The sequence below is a fragment of the Sinomicrobium halophytocola genome (assembly GCF_052983395.1).
Window position 1 is genome coordinate 50,951 of sequence record NZ_JBRKIT010000043.1, and the last position, 22,740, is coordinate 73,690.

Sequence of the window (22,740 nt, forward strand, 5' to 3'; positions counted from 1 at the left end):
ACAGGTGTTGGGGAATAAGACCCGTTAATGGGATTCAAATCAATACGTAAGATGTTTGCGCAGATAACAGATGGCATTGTGCAGGGTATTGTAAATGGTACGTTCGCTGAGGGATGTCATCCGTGCAATTTCGCGGTAGGAATGTCCTTCGAAAAAACGAAGGCGGATAACCTCTTTCTGCCGCCGGGTGAGCTTATGCAATACGTGAAGTAACTGTTTTTTCCTATAATCCTCTACCTGCGATGCAATGAGGAAATCTTCATAAGAAACTTCCTTATGCCCGTCCGGCGCCCATATTTCAAACGGCCTCCCCACAGCGTCTTTGGAGGCATAATTGTTATAGGTCCTGTAACTCACTTTCCGGAATACGGTGAGCACATACTGTTTTTTGTTATAGACATTCCGGGGCACCTCCCATACTTCGTATAATTCAAGGAACAGGTTGTGAATGCTTTCCCTCGCAATATCCGGGTTCTTAAACCAGAACAGTCCGAGTCTGTACAGATCGTTGTAAAAGAGATAAAAACAGGAGTAAAGTGTTTCATTATCACCCGTAAAAAACAGGTCCCAGTCTTTCTTTAATACGGGTCTTTCGGTTTTGGTTTCCATAGGAATCGGTTTTTTAGTGGACTCGGGCATTCGGCCGTCATCGTGGTGTTTTTTTTGCGGATATTCTTTTAGTCAGTCTTTTAATCCTTTCCGGGATCCTGGCTTACAGGAACTCCAGTTCTCCAAAGCATTCCTTGCGGTGAAAATCAGGTTTTTCGGTATTGACTTTATTCCAGGTTAAATAATGGGGGCGCGGGCCTGCACTGCTGCATTTGTAAAAATTACCCCGGGCTCTCAGGGACGAAAATGAACGGATATGGTTATGGCAAAAGACCGTTATAGGGATTACAAAGGATATTTCCCATATAAAATGCTTTTCTTCATTGACAACCTTCGATGTAATACTTGAAAAGGAGGTTACGGATTCCACCAATCGGGACGGAAGCAGGTTTCGATCGTGCCTGTCCTTTCCATATCCTATTTTCCCCCAGCCTATACAGTTAAATTCCAGGTTGTAATAGCTATCGTCATCGCCAAAAGAAATAAAAAACTCTACACAGCTATCTTTATGGATATTCCCATTGGTCACAGAAGATGCTACCACGTGGTTCTCTTCAACATAGTAACTCAGGAAAAGGGCATCTCCGTTATGGGCCACCTTACAACCGGCCTTTACAACATCCGGATATTGTTCCCAGGGCCTGTTATCGATCAAAAAGGAACACGCATCCTCAAAGCTATTGTTCATATGCCCGTTGAGCGCCGCCTGTGGTATTTCGATATAGGGTATTTTCAATTTCCGGGATTTCATAAAGTTGTTTTCAATAAAGCGCCGCTCTCCCTGTCCAGGAACAAGGTGGCATGTTCGTGTTTTCTCAATATGGTAGACGGATATTCTTCTATTACCGGTTGTTCCAGGGTATCCCTTACCGCCCCGGTTTTGGTTTTTCCCGGCACCATGCAAAATATCGCGGAACTCCTCATCAGGGCGGGTATGGTAAGCGTCAGTGCATTTACGGGGACTTTATTCATATCCGAAAAACACCCGTCATTGACCTGTTGCCTGCGGCAGGCTTCGTCCAGAGTAACCACTTTTACCAGGGCCTTATCTTCAAAATCGGCTACGGGCGGATCGTTAAAGGCCAGGTGACCGTTCTCGCCGATACCCATACAGGTTATGTGTGTAGGATAGCGCTTCAGGAGATCCGCATACCTGTGGCATTCGGCTTCCGGATCTTCCGCATTGCCACGGATATAATGTACCGAAGCAAAAGAAAGGCGATCGAACAGGCGTTCGCGCAGAAAATTCCCGAAACCCTGCGGGGCATCTGATGGCAGCCCGATATATTCGTCCATATGAAAGGCATTGACCCTGTTCCACGGTATGTCTTCCATATGGCGCAGGGCAGCGAGGAATTCGTTCTGCGAGGGAGCAGCGGCAAAAATCATATTCACCTCTTTCTGCTCCGAAAGCATTTTTCTGAGGACTGCGGCTACGGCAATTGCGGCAGCCTTGCCCAGATCCCCACGGTTTTCGTAGATCCTCACACTTAATTTTTCAGCCTGTAATTTTGTATTCATAATATTTTGTGATGTACTATTGATGTATCGGTTTCACGGCGAAAGACAACATTCCCCTTTACGATAGTGGTGTTGATGTTTATATACTCGTCAAAGATGACTATATCGGCATCCTTTCCCTTTACCAGTGTTCCCTTCCGGTCTTGTATCTTCAGTATGGTTGCCGGTGTTTCGCTCATCATCCGAATGGCATCGTGCAGGGGTACATCGGCCAGTTCCGTCATATTGCGTACCAGTCGGTCTGCCGTGGCCACACTTCCGGCAAAAGCCGATCTGTCAGGCAATTTGGCCACACCGTCTTCCACAAGCACCGGAAGTCCGCCCGCCAGGCTTCCCAATATGCTTGGCCCTTCCGGCATACCCGCAGCCCGCATGGCGTCAGTGATCAATGCGGTTCGATCGGGCCCCTTGATCTTATAGACCAGTTTTAACAGCGGAGCGGGCAGGTGGATGCCGTCGGCTATGATCTCTACGGTCATATTGTCCAGGAGATAGGCGCTCTCCACAACACCCGCATACCTGTAGGCATTCCGCCGGGATACCCCGGACATACAGGAATAGAAATGTGTGGCGTGAACATATCCTTCTTCATAAGCCCTGAGTACCTCTTCATAAATCGCATCGGTATGTGCTACGGAGGGTAAAATCCCCCGTTTGGAGAGATAACGCCCCATTTCCAGCGCCCCGGGCAATTCCGGTGCGATACTCCACCTTTTGACGAAAGGAAACCGCTCTGCAATCTCCCTGTATTCTTCCGGTTGGGGATCACGGATAAACCGGGGATCCTGTGCGCCTTTCTGTTTCATGGAAAAATAAGGTCCTTCGATATGCATTCCTGCAAATTGTGCTCCTTCATTGTTAAGCCTGTCCGTCGGTTCGTAAAGTTCCAGGGTGGCCATAAGATCTTGTCTGGCGCTGCTCAATGTCGTGGGCATCAGGGTTGTAGTACCGTAAGAAGCATGCGCTTTGGCTATACCCAGAAAGGCTTGCGGGGTATTGTCCATAAAATCATGCCCGCCGCCGCCATGTACGTGCATATCTATAAAACCTGGAGCTATATAGCGTCCACCAGCATCGATTTCGGCTGCCCCTTTCACCTCCACGTTCGCACTGCCTACTTCCAGTATTTTTCCATTTTTGATAAGGATACATCCTTCTTTTATGGTGCGGTGAGGAGTTAGTATTGTTCCGTTGTATATTTTCAGATATTCCATTAGTTTTTATTTCAGGATGAACGGGCATAAACCCACGTTTTCAGACGATAACCGTAAAAGGCGTAAAAAATAAGGTAGAGGTAACAGGGGATTAAAACCCAGTAGGCTTCCCGAAGGCCATAATGATCGGCCCAGTAACCATAAAACAGCGGCATAATGGCATTACCGCACAGTCCCATGATAAGCAATGAGGCCCCGGTTTTGATAAAACGACCCAGGTTGTCCATAGCCAGGGGCCATACCCCTGCCCAGATCATGGAGTTGGCAAACCCGAGCAGCACTACAAACCATACCGATATATCCACCTCAACCCCCAGCAAACGCACCTGATAATGCACCGACAGGATGGCTACACTGAGCAAAGCACCAAGTATCGTACATATCTTCAGGGCGCGAAGCTGGGAGATAAATCTCGGGATCAGGGAAATCCCCAGCAGGTACCCTATTATGGTTGCACTAAGGGTATAGGAAGGAAATATCCTGGCTTCCAGAAAGGACAGTCTGCCGTCCGAAGCGTAATTGATAATACTGTCTACCGCGATGACCTGCGAACCTACATGAAAAAATATGGCTACGGCCCCCAGCACGAGGTGGGGAAAATCGAGGATACTGTTTTTACCCGTATTCGATGCCGCAGTTTCTTCATCCTCCGATTCGGTATCGATCTCCGGTAAGGGAGAGAACCTGACCATGATCCCGAGCAACAATAAGACCATAGACAATACGGCATAAGGTATGACCACCCGTCTGGCCAGTTCGTCCAGCAATAATTCTTTTTCCGGCCCCTGCATGGTCCCTACGGTTTGAAAAAGCACATCATCCGTAGGCCGTAGTATAACGGCGGCAAAAAGCAAGGGAGCAAGTATTCCTGCCAGCTTGTTACACACCCCCATAATGCTGAAACGCTGCGCCGCGCGTTCCTTTGCTCCAAGGATAGTAATATACGGGTTGGCTGCCGTTTGCAACACTGCCAGTCCCATCCCCATGGTGAACAGTCCGGTGAGAAAAACCGCGTATGTACGGGTCATCCCCGCAGGAACAAAGATCAATGTCCCCACGGCCATAACCCAGAAACCGATCATCATCCCTTTTTTGAACCCGGTCCTTTTCAACAGGTATCCCGAAGGAATGGCCATGACCAGGTAAGCGATATAGAAAGCAAAGGCAACAAGGTAGGATTGGAAATTGTTCAGTTCACAGGCCACTTTAAAATAGGGGATCAATATGGCATTGATCCAGGTTACAAACCCAAAGACAAAGAACAGCAGCGCTATAATAGCAATCGACAGTGTCATCTGCCCTGTTCCCGTAGTACCCGCTTGTAATATATGTGTCTTTTCTCTTGGCATTTTGTCAATTTATTGCAGTTTCCCGATAAGTGTTTGCCTTCTTTTATTTCTCAGTCGGTTTTCCTTTTCCAGTTCGGAGACGTAGAATACCTGACGGTTGAGTCGTATAAATTTCCCGTCTGTTTTACGCCACGGAATATCGTTAAGGGTGCCAAGGAGTTTCGGTATCTTACTGCTATCAAAAGATTCCCTGTTCATTTCTTCCTCCACGGCTATGCAGCTCAGGTAATGCACCCTGATATCGGCCATAAGAAGATGGTGTTGATAATTTTTCCGGTTTTTTTCCGGTTTTAGTTCCTGGAGCATATTTCTTACCCGGACAGCACTGTCCCTGAGTTGAGACACATCCATACCGGGGTGGCTTACCACTCCCTGGTTCACTTCATAAGGAGCAGTGGTCAGGGCTTTCCGGAATTTCTGTGCTTCCGACGGGTCAAACCCATAAGTATCAACACAATATTTAGTCATAAAATCGTCTGGCACTAAGGGTGTATCGGACTTCAACGCTTCAAAATAAGCTTCTATCAGCAGGTCAAAACCGGTAATGGGATAAACACGTCTTACGGCGTGCAGGTCAATGATATCGGTAGCCGATTCGAAAACGGGAGCATAGATTCCGGAGGTGGACCAGGAGGTCATCACAATCCCCTTGTACCCGAGGGACCGGGCCTGCGGAATAAAGGTGCGTATATTTTCCAGGTGCTTGTTCCAGTCGGTCAGGAAATAATTATCGGGGCCGCTTCTCAGGGCAGGTGCGCCCCATATTTCAAAGCCGCTTTCTTCCAGGTTCCTGTGATCTCCGAAGCGGTCGAGTTCCCAGCCATAATTCCAGTCCATCAGGATGGTTTCTTCCGGAAGCAATTCCAGGGCTTCGGGGTATTTCAGGGCTATATCCGCCCATATAACGGGGCGTTTGCCCAGGTTTATGACCGCCTCACACAGCATTTTCAGGTAATCCCCGTACAGACGCCCCATGCCCATGGCCTCCGCTTTTTTCCGCGATGCCTCCGAATGACCGAGCAGATAGGTTTCATCGCCCCCTATGTGGATATATTCCGAGGTATGCGTACTGATAATATCTTTGTACAGATCGGTAAAAAGTTTCTTGCACAATGCTTCCTTAGTGGGATTGACCTGTGAATAATCCTTCCGGTCTTCCCGAAGTTCCTTGTATCTCGGGTGGCGTAGAATATATTCCACGTGTCCGAAACTTTGTTGTAAGGGAATTACGTCCAAACCGATAGAATCACAGTAGGAAATAAAGGATATTACCTCTTCCCTGCTATATGCATACGGGCCGGATATGACCCGGTGTTTTTCATAAGGATAGGTAGCTTCCCATTCCATAAGGAGGGTGTTTATCCCGTTTTTGCTGAGCTTCAGGGCAAAATCCTTCAGGGCAGGCATTCTCATGACCTGTATCCTGAGATCGAGATGGAAACCCCTTATCTCAAAATCCTGAGGGGAGACTGCAAATACCTGTTTCCCATTACTTAGCAGAAGTAATAACAGCAAAGGTAAAATGGTACTTATATTCCTGATCTTAATCATACTATTGATGTTTTACCGGCACTGTTTAAGATGGCATACTACTGACAACCTGCTCCTGTCCCAGAAATGCAAACTGTACTTCTCTTTCACCGGGTACACCCTGCGATTATTTGTAATCCGCAGGAGGACATTCGCAGTTCTACAATGCTCATTATCTAAATGAATAAAAACCATAAAAATTACTGTAATATTAAATTATTATTATACGGTAACGTGCCCGAAGATAATAATTTTATTAAAATAAACAATATTATTGATAATAAATCAATATAAATTATTTTTTGAGATATGAGTATCAGGGGAGATTTATGGAAAATAAGAGCCGTAAAACCTCAGTAAACATCAAGGTTTTCTTTTCAGAGTGATCACTAAAAAAATAATGGAATAAAAATGAGGAAAGAAACCGGGTCCTGTTTATGACCGAAGCGACGAATACTTAAAAATGACGGTAAAAGCCTTTTCTAAAATAAGATATTTCGCTCGGAATGGATCTTTGAATTTAAAGCTATAGGTTTTGGTAAGAGATGGGATGTTCTTATGTTACTAGGTTCTTGGGTTAAGTAATTCAGGCCACGTGGGATAAACTTACTTTGGAAGCCAAAGCTAAATATTTTAACCGTTTAGAGATCAGTAAAGAAGTTCCTCTCTTAATTCTGATAATACTTGTAGTTCTCTCTCGTAACAATATCAATAGGCATATACTGTTCGCGGGGCAGGGTATGTTGGTGTACCAGGACATCGTACAGTGCCATGACCCCCCTGTACCCCTGTTCCTGAGGTTTCTGACAGATCAGGAAATCGACCGTTCCCTTTTGCAGGTAACGGATATTCTCCCTGAGAAAATCATATCCTATCAGGGTAATATCCTGTCTTCCGGTCTCTTCCAGAAAACGGGCCACGGAAGAAACGCGTGAGTTAGTGACAAAAATAACATCGACAGAATTACCGGAGAGTCTTTGTGTAAGTTCATTTTTAATAGACGAATAATCGGTTTTTCGGATATCTGTTTTAAAAAGTGTAATCCCTTTATCCGTAGCTTGGAAACAAGCTCTTAGCCCTTCCTCCTTACGAAGCAGGTGGTGATGCAGGTCCATTTCTTTTGAAATATTTACTACGAGCACCCTTTGTCCTTCTTTCAGCATATAATGCATTAAATGGCCGGCAAGATAGCCGCTTTGAAAAAGGTCCGGGCCAATATAGCAAAGGTTGTTCTGCCCTTCTATATCGGAGTTAATGAAAACGAAGGGGATTACAGCTTCTTCGCATTGCCGGATGAAAGCAATAGATTCTTCTTCAAACATAGGGGCCAGTATTACCCCCTGATATTCCCCGTTCAGAATTTCCTCTGATTGCCGTACAAAGGAGGTTTTTTCATTCTGATTAAAAAAATAAAGGTCTACCGTAACCCCGAAATCCTTTATTTCACCGGCGGCCTGCTTTACACCGTTTAGGGGGGCATCCCAATATTCTGTTTCTTCGGAAATTTCAGGAATTAATACCGCAAATGCCAATGTTTTCCTCGAGGCCAGCCGGCGTGCCATGATATTGGGTTTATAATCCAGTTCGCGGACTATTTCCAGTATGCGCTCCTTGGTCTTCGCCGAAACACCGGAACGGTTGTTCAGTACCCTGTCTACCGTAGCAGTAGATACATTGGCCCTCCTGGCGATCTCTTTGACACCCACCAGTTGTTTTTCCTTGTCGTTTTCCATAAACAACAAAAATATTAAAAATTATATTGGAGTTCCTTCCCGATATAGTTAATCCTAGACAGAAATACAGGTGGATGTTGTAATGATTGCAAGTGACAGGTAATAAACTTGCTATCTGTAATTTATAATACCCTCCTCACAATTCCTCCAGGGGCTTCCTGCGGCTCTCTCCCAATTGCTTAAAATGCGAAGGGGTAAGCCCTGTAATTTTCTTAAATTGCCTGCTAAGGTGGGCCACACTGGAATAGTGTAACTGGAACGCAATTTCACTCAACGACAACTCGTCATAAACCAGGAGCTCCTTTACCCTCTCGATCTTCTGGGCGATAAAATATTTCTCGATGGTGGTTCCTTCGATCTGGGTAAACAAATTACTCAGGTACGTATAATCATGGTGCAATTCCCGGCTGAGGTAGTCGGACAGGTTTGTTTTCGGATATTCCTTTTCCTGTCCGTGTACCAGTTCTATGATGTGGCTTTTTACTTTTTCTATCAACCTGCTTTTCTTGTCATCGATAAGCGTGAAACCATAGGGCTGTAAAGCTTTTTCCACTTCCTCTTTATCCTTCCCCGAAATTTCCCCGGAAAATTCCACTTCTCCGAGTTCCACCGATAAAGGTTGTAATCCCAGCTTTTCCAGTTCTGCCCGTACAATCATTTTGCACCGGCTGCAGACCATATTTTTAATATGAAGTTTCATGGTTTTATAAGATACCAGATATTAGAAATGAGACGTGAGATTATAGCGATGTATCTCAACCATAAGTAAGTCGTCTCATTTCTAATATCCGGTATCTCAAATCTGTTTTCTAGTTAAGCCTCGCTTTTACCTCTCCGCATTTCAGCATTTTGTCCCCGAAATACGGGTTGCGTATTTCTTCTTCGGAAGACAGCCAGTGTGCTCCTTCAAAATCGAATGCCATGGGACAATATTGTTTATACACCGTACCCGAAGCTATCTGCCCGTCTATCACAGAAGTAAAGGCTTCCGAAAGTCCGTAAAAAGCCTTGCGTTGTTTTTCCACATCGTCCGTACCTTCGATTTCTTTGGCAAAATCAGTTGCCTTTTCGGCATTCTCCACTTCCGAAAGGGCTTTTATCAGCATTCCGGCACCGTTCTTCGCTTCTTTGGCATCAGTATGTACCAAAGCGGTTTTTACATGGATGTAATGGCCATAAGCATTTCCTATTTTATCATTCTTAAAAGTAAGATTTCCAGCCATTTCCTTATGGTGCATATTCTCTTCATGCCCCGAATGATCTTCGTGTTTTTCCTCTACGGTCTTTACGGTTTCCTTTTTTTCCTGTTTGCAGGAATACATCCCTGTTACGGTAGCCAGGGCCAGCATTGCTATTACTAATCTGTTTTTCATTGGTATGTAATTTAACGTTATTCTGTTTTTATTTGATCTCACTTGTTACTTCCCCGCATTTCAGCATTTTATCCCCGAAATACGGATTGCGTATTTCTTTCGACAGACTTAACCAGTCGGCTCCTTTATCCGAATCTGCCATAGGGCAGTGTTGTACGTATAAAGTTACGGAAAACGGCCCGAACATATTCGCCATCCGGATAATGTTGTCGGATAGCGGTTTAAAATACGTCCGCATTCCTTCTATATCCGCCGCTCCGATCATACGTTCCACATATCTGTTCATTTCTTTCTGAAGATCCATCCAGCGTTCGTGTGATGTTCCTTTAAAAAGTGACATATCCACGGAGGCGATCGAGGACCGTACGGATTCTAGGGCCTGTTTTGTCGCTGCCCGGTCTCCACCGACCAGCACGTCTTTGAGCGCCAGGTATGCTTCTGTTACTTTTTCCAAAGCGGCTTTGGCTTCTTCGGAAATCTCTGTTTTTACAGGAGCGTTCCGGGGTTCTGTAGTGCCGGGGACAGCCATTTCGGAATTTCCGTGATGATGTCCGGCACTGTTATTTCCTCCTTCCGGATTCATCATGCTCGGTTTTCCGGCCAGTTGTGCTGCCGCGTCTACGGTAAAAGTACCGTTAACCACGATTTCATCGCTTTCCTGCAATCCCGCTTTTACGGTATAGGCATTTCCAAGGGACGGTCCCAGGGTGACTTCACGCAGTTTAAACCCGGGCTTGTTCCCGGCTCCTTCCCTGGTGTAAACAACGGAACGCTCCCCGGTCCACAAAACCGCGGTCTTCGGTATGGTGATCTCTTCCCCAGATGCCGAACCGGGCATTACCCGTATTTCCCCAGAAGCAAACATTTCGGGTTTCAGTCTCCCGTCCTTATTGGACACCTCCACCCGGGCAGTAGCTACCCTGGTCTGTGCATTGATCAACGGGTCTATAAAAGAAATAACTCCTTCAAATGTCTCTCCGGGTAGAGAGGCTACGGTATAGTTCACTTTACTTCCTTCCTTTATCCACACCATTTCGCTTTCATAAACATCGAAAAGCATCCATACCGCAGAAAGGTCGGCTATTTCATAAAGAGATGTTCCCCGCTCCACATAGTCTCCGAGTTCTACTTTCTTTTCCGTAACAATACCGTTTACATCAGCTCCTATGGGAAAGCGCTGTATCGGGCTTTGGTTACTCAGTACCCTGTCTATCTGTGCCTCCCCTATCTTCCAGTTGCGCAGTTTCTGTTTTGCGGCTTCAAACAGTTCGGGCTGAGCATTCCGAATAGTGTAAGCCTGCAGCAATTCCTCCTGGGCGGTTACCAGGTCCGGCGAATATACAACGGCCAGGGACTGCCCTCTTCTTACACTTTCCCCGGTAAAGTTTACGGTAAGCTGTTCTATCCTTCCGGGTATATGTGTGGTTTGCGCATATACTTTACGCTCGTCCGGCACTACTTTTCCGTTGAGGCGGATTACCTTTTCCGTGGCCTGTCTTCCTACGGTCATCGTACGGATATTGGCCAGTTTCACCGCGTTTTCGCTCATTTCCACGACTGCGGGGTCCCCGCCGGAAGCATTGTCTTCCAATGGCACCAGGTCCATGCCACATATCGGACATTTCCCGGGTTCGTTCTGCCTGATCTGGGGGTGCATGGAACAAGTCCATGTTTCGGCAACACTACTTTCTTTTCCGTGCACATGATTATCCTTCGTTTCCCCGCTTCCGCCAAACACCAGCCAGCCCAGCAGGAAACCGAAAAGAAGGATTCCTGTCATGATCCAGATATTTTTATTTTTTGTTTTCATCTGTTTATTTATTTCTGGGAGGGTCATATCCTCCCGTTTAAGCCGCACAGCCGTGCGGCATTACAGGTTATCTTATTAATAAATAATCTTTTTTTGCCTGTGCTACAAAATGGTCTTTTTCAGCTGTGGTCTTTGCAGTCTGATATAACAATTTTTCCTGCTGCACCCGGAGTATCTCTTCAAAATCGCTTCCTGAATTACTGTAAGCCGATAACAGTAGTTTTATGACCTGACCGGTACTTTCCAGTTGTTTATCGTACAATGTCATACGTTGCTCTGCCTTTTTCAGATCGTATTTTGCCATTTCATACCCGGCCCGTAGCTGGTTTTTCACCGCGACTTTCTGATGTTGTGCAGATTCCGCCAGGAATTCCGCTTCCTTTACCTTTGCCTTATACTTCTTTCTGAAGATAGGCAAACTCACGGAAAGCATGGGCATAATCACATCCTGCCCGTTATTCCGTGGGTTCATTTCCGTCTGTTTGCTGATTATAGAATAATCTACCCCGAGGCCCAGCATGGGTAATCCCTGTTTTACGGCAGCCCTTTTCTGCGCCCCGAACGAAGCGGTACGTTTATCCAGTTGCAGCATTTTCGGATGTGCGGAAAACAGGCTGTCTGCTTCCGCATATTCTTCCGGCATATCATCTTCGCCGGAAGGAAGTGCTTCCGGAAATACCACTTCATTATCGTAACCGACATTCAGCAGGGCGTTAAAACGGTATTTTATGGCTTCCTTTTTATCCTTTAGCAGGGATATTTCTGTTTCTGTTTCGTTTCGTTTCATATCTACACGGACCACGTCTACCATTGCTGCCTTACCATTCCTGAATTTAGACAATGCCAGTTCCCTGAAAGTGTTCAGCACTTCCATATTTTCTTCCTGGAACCGGATCGTCTTTTCCAGTTCATACATTTCGGCATATACTGTTTTCACTTCCAGGAAAAGTTCTTCCCTGACATCCAGGTATTGCTGAAATCCCGCTTCCGCCATCAGGGTTGCCGCATCTTCCTGTGCTTTCAACGTTCCAAACCAAGGGAACATCTGCATCAATGAAAATTTGGCTTCCTGCCTGCCCAGGCGGGTCTCTATCATTTTTCCGAAAGCGCTCATCGTCAGTGTAGGGTCCGGCAGACTACTCACCTGCGGGGCCTTCTGCATGACCGCTTCAAATTCGGCGTAGGAAGCCTTGATCTTCGGATTATTTTCCGCAGCCGTTTGCAGGTAATCTTCAAGGGACTGTGCCGTCACTTTTACGGACAGCAATACACAGCATAATATCAAGATCATCTTTCCCATCTCTATAATGTTTTAGTGTTCGTTTCCGATATTTCTTTTTTCACCACGGTTTCCCTCCAGTATGCCTGTAATACGGGGACCACAAACATGGTCATTATCTGAATGAACATTCCCCCTACGGTAGGTATAGCCATAGGCACCATAATATCCGCCCCTTTCCCCGTAGAGGTCAGTACTGGTAACAAGGCAATAATGGTCACCGCCGTGGTCATCATGGCGGGACGCACCCGTTTCAGTCCGGCTTCGAGCACAGCTGCTCTTACTTCCGGGACAGTTTTCGGTTGTTTTTCTTCAAAGACCTGGTGAATGTAGGTCCCCATAATCACCCCGTCATCGGTAGCGATCCCGAACAAGGCTATAAAACCTACCCAGACCGCTACACTGAGATTTATGGTGTGCATCTGGAACAGGTCGCGCATATTCACCCCGGCTATGGCAAAATCCATAAACCAACCCTGTCCGTAGAGCCACAGCATGATAAATCCTCCTGCAAAGGCCACAAAGACCCCGGAAAAGTGAATGGTAGAAGCAATGACGGTACGGAATTGAAAGTACAGCAGTAAAAAGATGAGCACAAGGCTCAGGGGAATTACGATAGCTAATCTCTTTACGGCTCGTACCTGGTTTTCGTAATTCCCGGAAAACTTGTAGCTAACGCCTTTAGGAACCTGTAATTCCCCGGAAGCTATTTTTTCTTCGATAAACTGCCGGGCATCGTTCACTACATCCACCTCCGCATAGTTCTCTTTCTTATCAAAAAGCACATAACCGGTAAGAAAGGTTTCTTCACTTTTTATCATCTGGGGGCCACGGAGGTATTCCATTTTAGTCAGTTCTCCCAGGGGGATTTGTGCCCCGGAAGGAGTCGGTACCAGTATCTTTTTTATCTTTTCCGGTGTGTCGCGAAGTTCCCTCGGGTACCTTACTCTTACCGGAAAGCGTTCCCTTCCTTCTACTGTAGTAGTAACCTGCATGCCTCCTATGGCAGTCTCTATGACCTGCTGCAGTTGTTCTATACTAAGTCCGTACCGTGCTATGGCGTTACGGTCTATGTGCAATTGTAAATAGGGTTTCCCCACGATGCGATCGGCAAAAACGGCTTCCTGTTTTACAGAAGGTACCTGTTTAAGAAGATTTTCCAGTTGTATACCGAAATCCTGTATGGTTTCCAGGTCCGGTCCGTACACCTTGATCCCCATAGGGGCCCGCATACCGGTTTGCAACATCACCAGGCGGGTTTCTATAGGTTGTAGTTTAGGCGCGGAAGTCACTCCGGGGATCCTGGTAACCTTTACGATCTCATTCCAGATATCATCCGGAGATCTGACCGAGCTTCTCCAGTTCCGGAAAAATGATCCGTCACTGTCTTTTACCAGGTCCTTATCCGAAAAACCTCTTTCCAGCACCTCATCGTTGGTAAGGGTATCTCCCGACTTTAAGATAAACCTCCCTTCGCTATCCGTTTTATAGGCCTGTTGCCTTCCTTTTTCGTTTGTACTGTACTCCGGTTTGTAATTAATTATATTTTCATACATGGAAATTGGCGCAGGGTCAAGGGCGCTCTCTGCCCTCCCCAGCTTTCCTACGGCCATATCCACTTCCGGTATCCGGGCAACGGCCATATCCAATTGCTGCACCACACGCCTGTTCTCTTCTATTCCCGCATGGGGCATGGAAGTGGGCATCAGCAGAAAGCTACCTTCGTCCAGTGACGGCATAAACTCTTTCCCCGTTCCCGGAAAGGTGTGGGCCAGTCCGCTCCATACCGTTGTGGTACGGACATTCCACCCGATATTATCCAGCCCGCGGGCCACAAAACCGAACATCTTCGGAAAGCCTATCCATATCATCAAACCTAAAAATATGGTGAATAAGGGAACCAGGAGGAATTTGCCTTTGTGTACCAGGCACCATTTTAAAACAGGCTCGTAATAACGTACCACTGCCAGTAATACAGTCAGAATTAATGCCAGCAGTACGATAACAAAAAGATAATTGGTGACAAGACTGTTCTGGTGGCCCAGGGGTACCCATTCTTCCGCAAGGAAAAACAGGGTCACTGCCAGTACTATGAAAAGTGTGATCTCCGAAGAATACTTACCTAAAAAGCCGGGACTGCGATGTTCCAGCAGTTTTATAATTCCGATAACTACCAGTGCAAGCGGAAGCCACATCTTAAAGATAAGCGCGAGCAATATTCCTCCCGTTACCAGGGAAATATTCCATATCGTTGTCATTTTCTTTTTCCCCGATCCGGGTGAGAACACAAAATACGACAGGGTTGGCAGCACGATAATTCCCAGGACAAAGGAAGCTGCCAGGGCGAAGGTTTTGGTAAAAGCCAGCGGCCGGAACAATTTACCTTCGGCATGTTCCATAAAAAATACCGGGAGGAAACTCACTACAGTTGTGGCCAATGCCGTAGTTATGGCCGGGGCTACCTCTATGGTTGCTTTATAAATGACCTCCAAAAGCATCTTTCCTCTCGCTCCTTTGTTCTCTTTAAATTCCAGATGCCGGATCATATTCTCCACAAACACGATCCCCACATCCACCATAACACCTATAGCTATGGCAATACCGGAAAGGGCAACTACATTGGCATCAACCCCTGCATAGCGCATCACCACAAAAGTCATCAATACCGCTATCGGAAGCAGGCTTGAAATAAGTACCGAAGCCCTCAGGTTCAGCACCAGTACGATAACTACGATAATACTGATAAGTATTTCATGGGAAAGTGCTCTTTCCAGGGTGCCGATAGTCTCGTGAATAAGCTGCGTACGATCGTAAAAAGGTACAATAGTCAGTTGGCTTTCGGTGCCGTCGGCCAGTGTCTTTTTAGGCAGACCGGAAGCGATTTCGCTAATCCTGTCTTTTACATTATCAATAACTTCCAGCGGATTGGAACCATAACGGGCCACGACAACGCCTCCCACCACTTCGGCCCCTTCTTTATCCAGCAGGCCTCTCCGCGTGGCAGGGCCCAGGGTGACTTTTCCTATGTCCTTAATAAGTATAGGTTTGTTGGCATTGACAGCAACCACAGTCTCTTCCAGGTCCTCGACGGATTTGATATATCCCAGGCCGCGGACAAGGTATTCCACCTGGTTCACTTCTATAGTCTTGGCCCCTGTATCGCGGTTGGAATTCTTCACGGCCATCATGACCTGGCCTATTCCGATATTATAGGCCTTGAGGGCATCGGGATTGACATCTACCTGGTATTCCTGCACATAGCCGCCGATAGAAGCTACCTCGGAAACCCCGGAGACAGCGTTCAGTCCGTATTTTACGTAGAAATCCTGTATGGTTCGCAGTTCATGAAGATCCCATCCCCCGGTAACATTGCCGTCCGGATCACGTCCTTCCAGCGTGTACCAGAATACCTGCCCAAGTCCGGTAGCATCGGGGCCAAGAGTTGGCTGTACATCTTCCGGAAGCAGATTGGCCGGCAGAGAATTCAATTTTTCCAGTATCCTGGAACGCGACCAGTAAAATTCGACATCTTCATCAAAGATGATATATATACTGGAGAACCCAAACATGGAAGTACTCCGTACCGATTTAACTCCCGGAACTCCCAGCAAAGAAGTAGTAAGCGGGTAGGTGATCTGGTCTTCCACATCCTGTGGGGACCTGCCCTGCCAGTTGGTAAAGACAATCTGCTGGTTCTCTCCTATATCCGGAATGGCATCTACCGGAACGGGGTCTTTGGGTAAAAACCCGGTGTCCCAGTCGAAAGGTGCAGTTACCAGTCCCCAACCCGTAAAGAGAAGCAGCAAAAGGACCGTTACCAGCCGGTTATGCAAAAAATAACGAATAATATTATTTAACATCGGATCTTGCTTTTAGTGATATAAAATAATCGGGGCAAAACCAGGATCATGGAGCGAACTAAGCATACCGCTTCCATGCGAGGATTTCGCCAATACGTATTACATCGCTAAAAACTAAATAAGGAAAGTATCGTTCAGGACCTGTATATCTCGTGAGACGAGTGGCGGAGAATAGTCCCGGAAGGGAACTATATTTTCTTCCAGCCCTTCGAAAAGATTGAGGTAAGTATATACAAAAGTTTTCAGGAATACCACCTGCTGGTGTAATTCCTTGTCCACAACTTTCTGAAGAGTGTCCTGTCCCTGGATCAATATGGTCTCGTCGGAACAACAGGAAGTTTTGGTAACCGTACACAGATAGCCATCATCCTGCTTCACTTCCATTCCACAGCTGTCGGCACTGGAAAAAAGTGCTGTATCCACCAGGAAACTGCCACAAAAGTGCTTTTCCACGGTAAAGGAGACTGTGGAAAGCAACACCAGGAAGGCGAGCAAAAAAGATGTTATTTTCAGAAAAAACTTTTTCATCCAGATCACAAAGGTAGAAAATATTTTGTTTTAACAATTTATTTTTGAAATTGTTAACATGCTTAACTGGTTTCGGCCACCCACGCTAACTGTTTTTTAGGTTTCAGACCCAAAGATTTAGGTTTGGGACCTAAAATTTTGAGTATTAATATTAAATATTCAGGTTGGTTAATATCCTGTTTGGATAAAATAATCTCCCTTTGGAACAAAACAAAGATATTTTTAGCAAAAAAAGCTGAAATTTTAACCGGAAAACCTAAAAATTTAGCCTTGGAAGCTAAATTTTCGGGTGTAGGAACCAAAACTTTCATTATTCCTATCAAAAACTTCTATTTTTCAGCTAAAAACATACTTATTTTATTCTAACACATCTTCATTTCACCTAAAAGGAACTACTATACTTTTTTTGAAAAAGTTCTCATATAAATGTCTTTAAAGGTTAGGCAGAAAATCTTCAAATATGAAGTAACTTTGCGGCAAAATCGTATTTCCATGACTTTTGAAGAACTGAGACCACAGGTAGAAACTATTTTACAACGGGACACCGCAATAGATGCCCGGCTTACCGGGGTATGTAAACTCTTAAAGAAAAATATCCCGTATTATGACTGGGTGGGTTTTTATTTTAAGAATGGCGACAAAGATGAATTAAAACTCCGCGCTTTCGCCGGGGAGCCTACGGATCATGTTATTATTCCTTTCGGAAAGGGGATATGCGGCCAGGTAGCGGTTTCTAACCAGAATTTTGTAGTCGCTGATGTAAAGGCTCAGGACAATTACATCGCGTGCAGCATTTATGTAAAGGCCGAGATCGTAATTCCGCTGTTTGTCAACGGTGAAAATATCGGGCAGATCGATATCGATTCACATACGGCCGATCCGTTTACGGAAGAAGATGAACGGTTCCTGGAATTTGTAAACGCCAGGGTTTCGGATATATTGAAGTAAAAGCACCGAAACCAAAATAAAAGCCCCCGAAAAACGAGGGCATTTACCGGGTATATTCCTTCAGTTTCTTATTCCGTATCCCACCACACACGGATATTCCAGGTATTTCCACCCATATTGGAGATGGCAGTACTTAGATTATCCGGGTTTGTCGTACTTTCTGAACTCGGGTAAATTTGCCTTACCGGGATCATTCCGTTAGCAAAATTTCCATTGTAATTTACCGGGGTTAGTTCAGGATACCCGGTTCTCTTCCAGTTGTTCCACGCTTCGGTATAGTTATTCAAGAGTCCGGTTGTAGCCCAGATTTGTTCGTTAATCATTCTCAAGGCATTCTCTTCGCTGCCGGTATCGAGTGGATTATTAGCTGCATAATCGGCCATATCGCCGGAAGAAATTTGTGTTCCTCCAAATTTATTGATAGCTACCATAGCTCCCGTTACCCCGTTTTCATAGTATTCCGCTGCCGTTTGCGCGGTATTATAGCCACCTCGTATGGCCGCCTCGGCCAGTAAAAGCTGGATTTCGGCGTAGGTCAGCACAAATACAGGCGCATCCCTGTCCCTGTATATGGCCGTAGGGCGGGAGTAATTTCCTATAGGGGTAGCATCATCTCCGGAACCTGTTCCCCCGGGGTAATCAGGTTCCGTAGAAATATCGGTACTTCCCCCGTTCAGGTCATAGCCATTGGGCATGCCTAATTGAGAATCCGGGTCGTTGTCTCCCACAACACTACCGTTTTGGTTAGCCGATAAACCTGCTGGCGGTACCTCGGCAACAACAGCCAATCTCGGATCGTCCATAGCCTGCATATAATCTATCAGAACTTCAGACCATCTCACCTGGTATATATCTGCCGCGGTGAGAAGGGCATTGGCATTGCTGTTGGCAAAACCATTGGTATTATCGGAAGGGAGGACAGCTTCGTCGTCAGCAGATTCAAACACGCCTCCTGCTAGGGCCTTGTTGGCATATTCTACAGATAATTCCGGGTTGACGTCCACCATTCTCATCGCCAGTTTGAGCATAAGGGAATAACCGAATTTCCGCCATTGATCCAGGTCTCCTCCGTAAAGCACATCGCTGGTAATCTCATCCCGGGAATCATCCAGTGCCAGAATAGCAGCATCGAGATCTTCCAACATGGCGGGGTACAGATCTTCCTGCCTGTCGTAAACCGGTCTGGTATTTCCTTCTTCTGCCTGTCCAGCTTCGGAATACGGGATATCTCCGTATACATCGGAAACGTATGACAGGCTTAAGACTTTCACAATATCGCCGAGAGCGTACAAATTGGGCATCTCTTTTTCTTCGGCCAGCTTCTGCATTTCAAAAACACGCGATGTCACCTCATAACCGGCATTCCACGCACTTTGTATATAGGTTGTAGTACTTCCGGAGATTGCATATTTATCGCCATTGGTGTAATAATTGGCCCCACCGGTAGAAGTAGAAGCCATGATCTGTATCCACATACTTTGAAAGAGTATGGGCCCCGAGTATCCGGTAGTCATATTCCCGTAATCGTATAACTCTCTCGGAAGTAACAGATTCGGGTCAAACAATTCTTCATCGGCATTATTCGGATCGGTATTCAACTCTGCAAAATCGCTGTCGCAGGCCGTTGAAACCAGGAGAAATGCTGCTGACAGTATGCTTATATATTTCTTCATGATTAATTCAATTTAAAATTAATGTTCACGCCGAATGATCTTGTCGACGGCAAACTTGTTCCTTCAATCCCGCTATAATCGATCGTAGAGCCGAAATTGGCCTCAGGGTCTATATTATCTGCTTTCCGCATCAGGAAAAAGAGGTTTCTCGCTACCAATGAAATATCTACTCCTTTTAAAACCGGCATTTTTTCAAATAATTCATCCGGGAGGGTATATCCTATGGATAACTGCCGGAATTTGATAAAATCTCCATCTACTATACTGGTTCTGGTCACATTCTGCGCCAGCGCCTGATAGTAGTTCTCAGCCGATGCCGTAACGCCATTGGTCGTTATTCCATTCTCCCTTCCTATTAATGTGTTTTTGTGTAACCCCCTGTACTGGGAGTAGTATTCCGTGGCAGATAATACTTTATTTCCGTAGTTAAAGTCAATGAGGAAAGACAGTGTGAAATTCTTATATCGGAATTCGTTATTCCAGCCTCCGTAGAATGTGGGCAGTACGGTACCCCAGGTTTTGAGGTCTCCTCTTACCGGCAAACCGGACTCATTTACCACTATATTTCCGTTATCGTCATAAGCATAATCATAAGCCATGATCTGAGGCCCGGCTTTACCTACTACATAAGCGGTTACCGCATCTCCCAAAGTGGCCCGGTTTTGTCCCAGGTTGATAGGGTTATTATCTTCATCGGTTTGCAACACCTCATTCTTAACTGAGGTGAAATTGAACGAACTCCTCCATGAAAAATTATCGCTCCTGATCGGCGTTCCGGACACGAGGAATTCCAGTCCTCTGTTTTGCGTAGACCCTGTTCCTACCCAACCACTGTTAAAACCTGAGGCAATACTGGTATTCGTAGCTATAATCTCATCCTTTGTCTTCTTGTCGAAATAAGCCACGTCGAATGACAGTCTGTTATTAAAGAAACTGAGTTCCAGTCCGAATTCCACTTCGCTTGTGCTGAAAGGTTTTAAATCGGTATTAGGCAATTCTAAGGGCGACTCTCCGGTGGGTACTCCGCTGTACGTATTTCCGGAAGTGTAATAGAACCGGTTTTGATAAGCCTCGGTGGGCTCACCACTGGTTACTGCATAAGAAGCCCTGAGTTTACCGAAAGTAAGACTTTCCGTATTTAAAAGATCACTAAAAATAAAAGCCCCTGTTACCGATGGGGAAAACAAATTATTATCGGACCCGCCCGGCGAGGATAAAGTAGAATACACATCATAACGCCCCGTGGTAGTTAAGGTAAGAAAGTCTTTATAACCCAGGCCTACAGAGTAGTAAGCAGAGTGTACTTCTCTTTCGTTAAAGATGTATTCCCTATTGTAAGTTCTAAGGTTTGTAGGCGAATATAAAAAGGGTATAACAAACTGCGACCCGTTTAGGATCACGGACTCGTACTTGTTCTTTCTCAAACTGGCACCTGCAAGGGCGTCCAACTCTATATCCTCGGTAAGATCTACCGTAGCGCCAAACATACCGTCTACATTTAATTCCGACCTTTCCGATTGTCCCCTGGCAATTAAAGCACCTTCCAGATCCGGGGTATATGCCAGCCCCGTAGGTTCTACGTTAAAGACTTTATCATTCGACACATCGTTACCTACCCGCAGCATGGCGTAGATTCGGGATGTAAAATTATATTTTGCGCTCAACATGGATATGAGACGCCTCCTGTTTATATCGTTTATTCCCCGCTCTGTTATAAAATAGGGATTAGTCACGTAATTGTCGTCGCTAAATACGGTTTCTGCACCCGTTTCAGGATCATAGCCTGGAGCGAATATCGTTTGATCTACATTAGGCGCGAGAAATATAAAATTATTGGGGTTTCTCGGGCCATCGCTCAAATAAGGAGCATTGTCCGTCCGCTGATCTATATAATTCACCATAGCCGATACATTGAGCTTATCGGTTATATTCTGATCGACGTTGAGTGTAATCGTATTCCTTTTTAAATCGCTGTTAGGGACAATGGCTTTTGAGGTCAGGTTAGACATGGATAAGCGAAAAGTCCCCGATTCTGTTCCTTTGGAGACCGATACACTATTGGTGATATTGGATCCGGTTCTGTAAAAGTCCAGATAGCTGTTTTTGGCCGGAACATAATTGTACTGTTGCCCGTCATAACCGATAACGTCACCACCATCCATACGCTCTCCCCAGGCAAACCTGTTTGTTCCCTGTGCATTAGATGCTGTGGTTGGTCTTACCCCTCCGGTACCCTGACCGTATATGTTCTGAAAATCGGTAAGGTCTACAGCTTCCTCAACCATAGCGTTCATTGTATAATTGAGTGCCCAATCATCTCCTTTTTTTCCTTTTTTAGTGGTGATCAAGATCACACCATTGGAAGCTCTGGAACCGTATAGAGCCGAAGCCGACTGTCCTTTGAGCACGGTCATCTTCTCTATATCGTCCGGGTTTAGGTTCCCTATACCATCTCCCATATCGGCACCTCCCCACTGGCCTGAGGCTCCTCTTTGGGTATTGTCCATGGGAATACCGTCGATTACATACAACGGAGACCCCGTTCCGCTGACGCTGGGCAACCCCCTTAAGGTAATATTAGCCGTTCCGCCCGGACCGCTGTTCGTCCCTTTGACTACCAAACCCGCAACACGACCGCTTAAGGAGTTGGCCACATTGGTCTCTCTGGCTACTGCGAGGTCTTCACTCTCCACTTCTGTAACCGAATAGGCCAGTTTCCGTTTCTCCTTATTAATCCCGAGGGCCGTAACTACTACTTCACCTAGTTTCTCTGCGCTCTCTTCGAGCTTCACATCAATTGTAGTTTGCCCTGCAACAGGTATTTCCTGGCTGGCATATCCCATAACAGAAAACACCAACACGCCGTCTTCCGGCACATTATCCAAGGTATAATTACCGTCAAAATCGGTAGAGGTTCCATTATCCGTTCCCTTCAGAACCACATTGGCTCCCGGCAACGGCAAGCCATCTTGTGCACTGATGACAGTACCCGTTACTGTAATGCCTTGTGCTCTGGCAACCTGCACCGAAAACAAGAACAAAAACAGTACAACTGTTAATAAATTCTTTCTCATACAATAAATATTAAGATTAATTCACATTAGCTAAAGACGCTATTAACATTAGCCTTTATAAAAGTTATATTAAAGTTAATGTTTATCAAAAAAATTCGACCAATAACGATTGTGCATAGCTGAAAAACAAAAGAGCCCTAATAAGTCCAAAACATCTTTTGTTTCAGTTGATTGGCTCCTTTTTCTTCATTTCCTCCGCAGTTCGGAATATAGCCGGCGAGCTCGTTGTATTCTTTACG

General features: G+C 45.8%; 17 protein-coding genes. 1 reads left to right on the top strand and 16 read right to left on the bottom strand.

Annotated elements, in window-relative coordinates; translation table 11 throughout:
• Window positions 1–39: 39 nt before the first annotated feature.
• The 14 genes from ACVBDY_RS20280 to ACVBDY_RS20345 all read right to left on the bottom strand — a co-directional run bounded on the left by ACVBDY_RS20280 (window position 40) and on the right by ACVBDY_RS20345 (window position 17,129).
• Window positions 40–609 (bottom strand): RNA polymerase sigma factor, encoded by a 570-nt coding sequence (locus tag ACVBDY_RS20280; protein ID WP_447177298.1) that lies wholly within the window; start codon window positions 607–609, stop codon window positions 40–42.
• A gap of 103 nt (window positions 610–712) precedes the next feature.
• Window positions 713–1,360 carry a carbohydrate-binding family 9-like protein gene (locus ACVBDY_RS20285; protein WP_447177299.1) on the bottom strand — a complete coding sequence of 216 codons (648 nt, stop codon included), beginning with the start codon at window positions 1,358–1,360 and terminating at the stop codon, window positions 713–715.
• The gene (locus ACVBDY_RS20290; RefSeq protein WP_447177300.1) at window positions 1,357–2,130 is read right to left on the bottom strand and encodes a glucosamine-6-phosphate deaminase; all 774 of its coding nucleotides are present in this window, start codon (window positions 2,128–2,130) and stop codon (window positions 1,357–1,359) included. Before ACVBDY_RS20290 ends, ACVBDY_RS20285 begins: the two co-directional genes overlap by 4 nt.
• Entirely contained in the window at window positions 2,127–3,344 is a 1,218-nt protein-coding gene (gene nagA / locus ACVBDY_RS20295) for an N-acetylglucosamine-6-phosphate deacetylase (protein ID WP_447177301.1), read from the bottom strand. Before nagA ends, ACVBDY_RS20290 begins: the two co-directional genes overlap by 4 nt.
• 11 nt (window positions 3,345–3,355) lie before the next feature.
• A complete protein-coding gene (locus ACVBDY_RS20300) occupies window positions 3,356–4,693 on the bottom strand; it encodes a sugar MFS transporter (protein ID WP_447177302.1) in 1,338 nt (445 codons plus the stop codon).
• A 9-nt stretch (window positions 4,694–4,702) separates the two neighbouring features.
• A complete protein-coding gene (locus ACVBDY_RS20305) occupies window positions 4,703–6,244 on the bottom strand; it encodes a beta-N-acetylhexosaminidase (RefSeq protein ID WP_447177303.1) in 1,542 nt (513 codons plus the stop codon).
• A gap of 647 nt (window positions 6,245–6,891) precedes the next feature.
• Window positions 6,892–7,956 (bottom strand): LacI family DNA-binding transcriptional regulator, encoded by a 1,065-nt coding sequence (locus tag ACVBDY_RS20310; RefSeq protein WP_447177304.1) that lies wholly within the window; start codon window positions 7,954–7,956, stop codon window positions 6,892–6,894.
• Between the two features lie 136 nt (window positions 7,957–8,092).
• Complete coding sequence (locus tag ACVBDY_RS20315; protein ID WP_447177305.1) at window positions 8,093–8,656, bottom strand: AraC family transcriptional regulator; 564 nt, start codon at window positions 8,654–8,656, stop codon at window positions 8,093–8,095.
• A gap of 109 nt (window positions 8,657–8,765) precedes the next feature.
• Window positions 8,766–9,329, bottom strand: a complete 564-nt coding sequence (locus ACVBDY_RS20320; RefSeq protein WP_447177306.1) for a DUF3347 domain-containing protein — start codon at window positions 9,327–9,329, stop codon at window positions 8,766–8,768.
• A gap of 28 nt (window positions 9,330–9,357) precedes the next feature.
• The gene (locus ACVBDY_RS20325; RefSeq protein WP_447177307.1) at window positions 9,358–11,139 is read right to left on the bottom strand and encodes an efflux RND transporter periplasmic adaptor subunit; all 1,782 of its coding nucleotides are present in this window, start codon (window positions 11,137–11,139) and stop codon (window positions 9,358–9,360) included.
• 67 nt (window positions 11,140–11,206) lie between these two features.
• Entirely contained in the window at window positions 11,207–12,439 is a 1,233-nt protein-coding gene (locus tag ACVBDY_RS20330; RefSeq protein ID WP_447177308.1) for a TolC family protein, read from the bottom strand.
• 2 nt (window positions 12,440–12,441) lie between these two features.
• The gene (locus tag ACVBDY_RS20335; protein WP_447177309.1) at window positions 12,442–16,278 is read right to left on the bottom strand and encodes an efflux RND transporter permease subunit; all 3,837 of its coding nucleotides are present in this window, start codon (window positions 16,276–16,278) and stop codon (window positions 12,442–12,444) included.
• A 114-nt stretch (window positions 16,279–16,392) separates the two neighbouring features.
• Window positions 16,393–16,806: an HYC_CC_PP family protein gene (locus ACVBDY_RS20340; protein WP_447177310.1), complete on the bottom strand. Its 414-nt coding sequence runs from the start codon at window positions 16,804–16,806 to the stop codon at window positions 16,393–16,395.
• 62 nt (window positions 16,807–16,868) lie between these two features.
• Window positions 16,869–17,129 (bottom strand): hypothetical protein, encoded by a 261-nt coding sequence (locus tag ACVBDY_RS20345; protein ID WP_447177311.1) that lies wholly within the window; start codon window positions 17,127–17,129, stop codon window positions 16,869–16,871.
• A gap of 169 nt (window positions 17,130–17,298) precedes the next feature.
• Between ACVBDY_RS20345 and ACVBDY_RS20350 the strand changes: the two genes are divergently transcribed.
• Window positions 17,299–17,754, top strand: coding sequence for an XrtF-associated fRMsr-like GAF protein (locus ACVBDY_RS20350; RefSeq protein WP_447177312.1), 456 nt, complete (start codon window positions 17,299–17,301; stop codon window positions 17,752–17,754).
• Between the two features lie 68 nt (window positions 17,755–17,822).
• Here the strand turns inward: ACVBDY_RS20350 and ACVBDY_RS20355 are convergent, their stop codons facing one another.
• On the bottom strand, window positions 17,823–19,427 hold the full coding sequence (locus tag ACVBDY_RS20355; protein ID WP_447177313.1) for a SusD/RagB family nutrient-binding outer membrane lipoprotein: 1,605 nt from the start codon (window positions 19,425–19,427) through the stop codon (window positions 17,823–17,825).
• A 2-nt stretch (window positions 19,428–19,429) separates the two neighbouring features.
• The gene (locus ACVBDY_RS20360; protein ID WP_447177314.1) at window positions 19,430–22,501 is read right to left on the bottom strand and encodes a SusC/RagA family TonB-linked outer membrane protein; all 3,072 of its coding nucleotides are present in this window, start codon (window positions 22,499–22,501) and stop codon (window positions 19,430–19,432) included.
• Window positions 22,502–22,740 lie beyond the last annotated feature (239 nt).

What these genes read in the sequence shown, in the direction of transcription:
- ACVBDY_RS20305 (WP_447177303.1), bottom strand. Translation starts at nt 6,244, where the DNA reads ATGATTAAGATCAGGAATATAAGTACCATTTTACCTTTGCTGTTATTA.
- ACVBDY_RS20350 (WP_447177312.1), top strand. Translation starts at nt 17,299, where the DNA reads ATGACTTTTGAAGAACTGAGACCACAGGTAGAAACTATTTTACAACGG.
- nagA (WP_447177301.1), bottom strand. Translation starts at nt 3,344, where the DNA reads ATGGAATATCTGAAAATATACAACGGAACAATACTAACTCCTCACCGC.
- ACVBDY_RS20325 (WP_447177307.1), bottom strand. Translation starts at nt 11,139, where the DNA reads ATGAAAACAAAAAATAAAAATATCTGGATCATGACAGGAATCCTTCTT.
- ACVBDY_RS20355 (WP_447177313.1), bottom strand. Translation starts at nt 19,427, where the DNA reads ATGAAGAAATATATAAGCATACTGTCAGCAGCATTTCTCCTGGTTTCA.
- ACVBDY_RS20340 (WP_447177310.1), bottom strand. Translation starts at nt 16,806, where the DNA reads ATGAAAAAGTTTTTTCTGAAAATAACATCTTTTTTGCTCGCCTTCCTG.
- ACVBDY_RS20300 (WP_447177302.1), bottom strand. Translation starts at nt 4,693, where the DNA reads ATGCCAAGAGAAAAGACACATATATTACAAGCGGGTACTACGGGAACA.
- ACVBDY_RS20315 (WP_447177305.1), bottom strand. Translation starts at nt 8,656, where the DNA reads ATGAAACTTCATATTAAAAATATGGTCTGCAGCCGGTGCAAAATGATT.
- ACVBDY_RS20310 (WP_447177304.1), bottom strand. Translation starts at nt 7,956, where the DNA reads ATGGAAAACGACAAGGAAAAACAACTGGTGGGTGTCAAAGAGATCGCC.
- ACVBDY_RS20320 (WP_447177306.1), bottom strand. Translation starts at nt 9,329, where the DNA reads ATGAAAAACAGATTAGTAATAGCAATGCTGGCCCTGGCTACCGTAACA.
- ACVBDY_RS20335 (WP_447177309.1), bottom strand. Translation starts at nt 16,278, where the DNA reads ATGTTAAATAATATTATTCGTTATTTTTTGCATAACCGGCTGGTAACG.
- ACVBDY_RS20280 (WP_447177298.1), bottom strand. Translation starts at nt 609, where the DNA reads ATGGAAACCAAAACCGAAAGACCCGTATTAAAGAAAGACTGGGACCTG.
- ACVBDY_RS20285 (WP_447177299.1), bottom strand. Translation starts at nt 1,360, where the DNA reads ATGAAATCCCGGAAATTGAAAATACCCTATATCGAAATACCACAGGCG.
- ACVBDY_RS20330 (WP_447177308.1), bottom strand. Translation starts at nt 12,439, where the DNA reads ATGGGAAAGATGATCTTGATATTATGCTGTGTATTGCTGTCCGTAAAA.
- ACVBDY_RS20360 (WP_447177314.1), bottom strand. Translation starts at nt 22,501, where the DNA reads ATGAGAAAGAATTTATTAACAGTTGTACTGTTTTTGTTCTTGTTTTCG.
- ACVBDY_RS20290 (WP_447177300.1), bottom strand. Translation starts at nt 2,130, where the DNA reads ATGAATACAAAATTACAGGCTGAAAAATTAAGTGTGAGGATCTACGAA.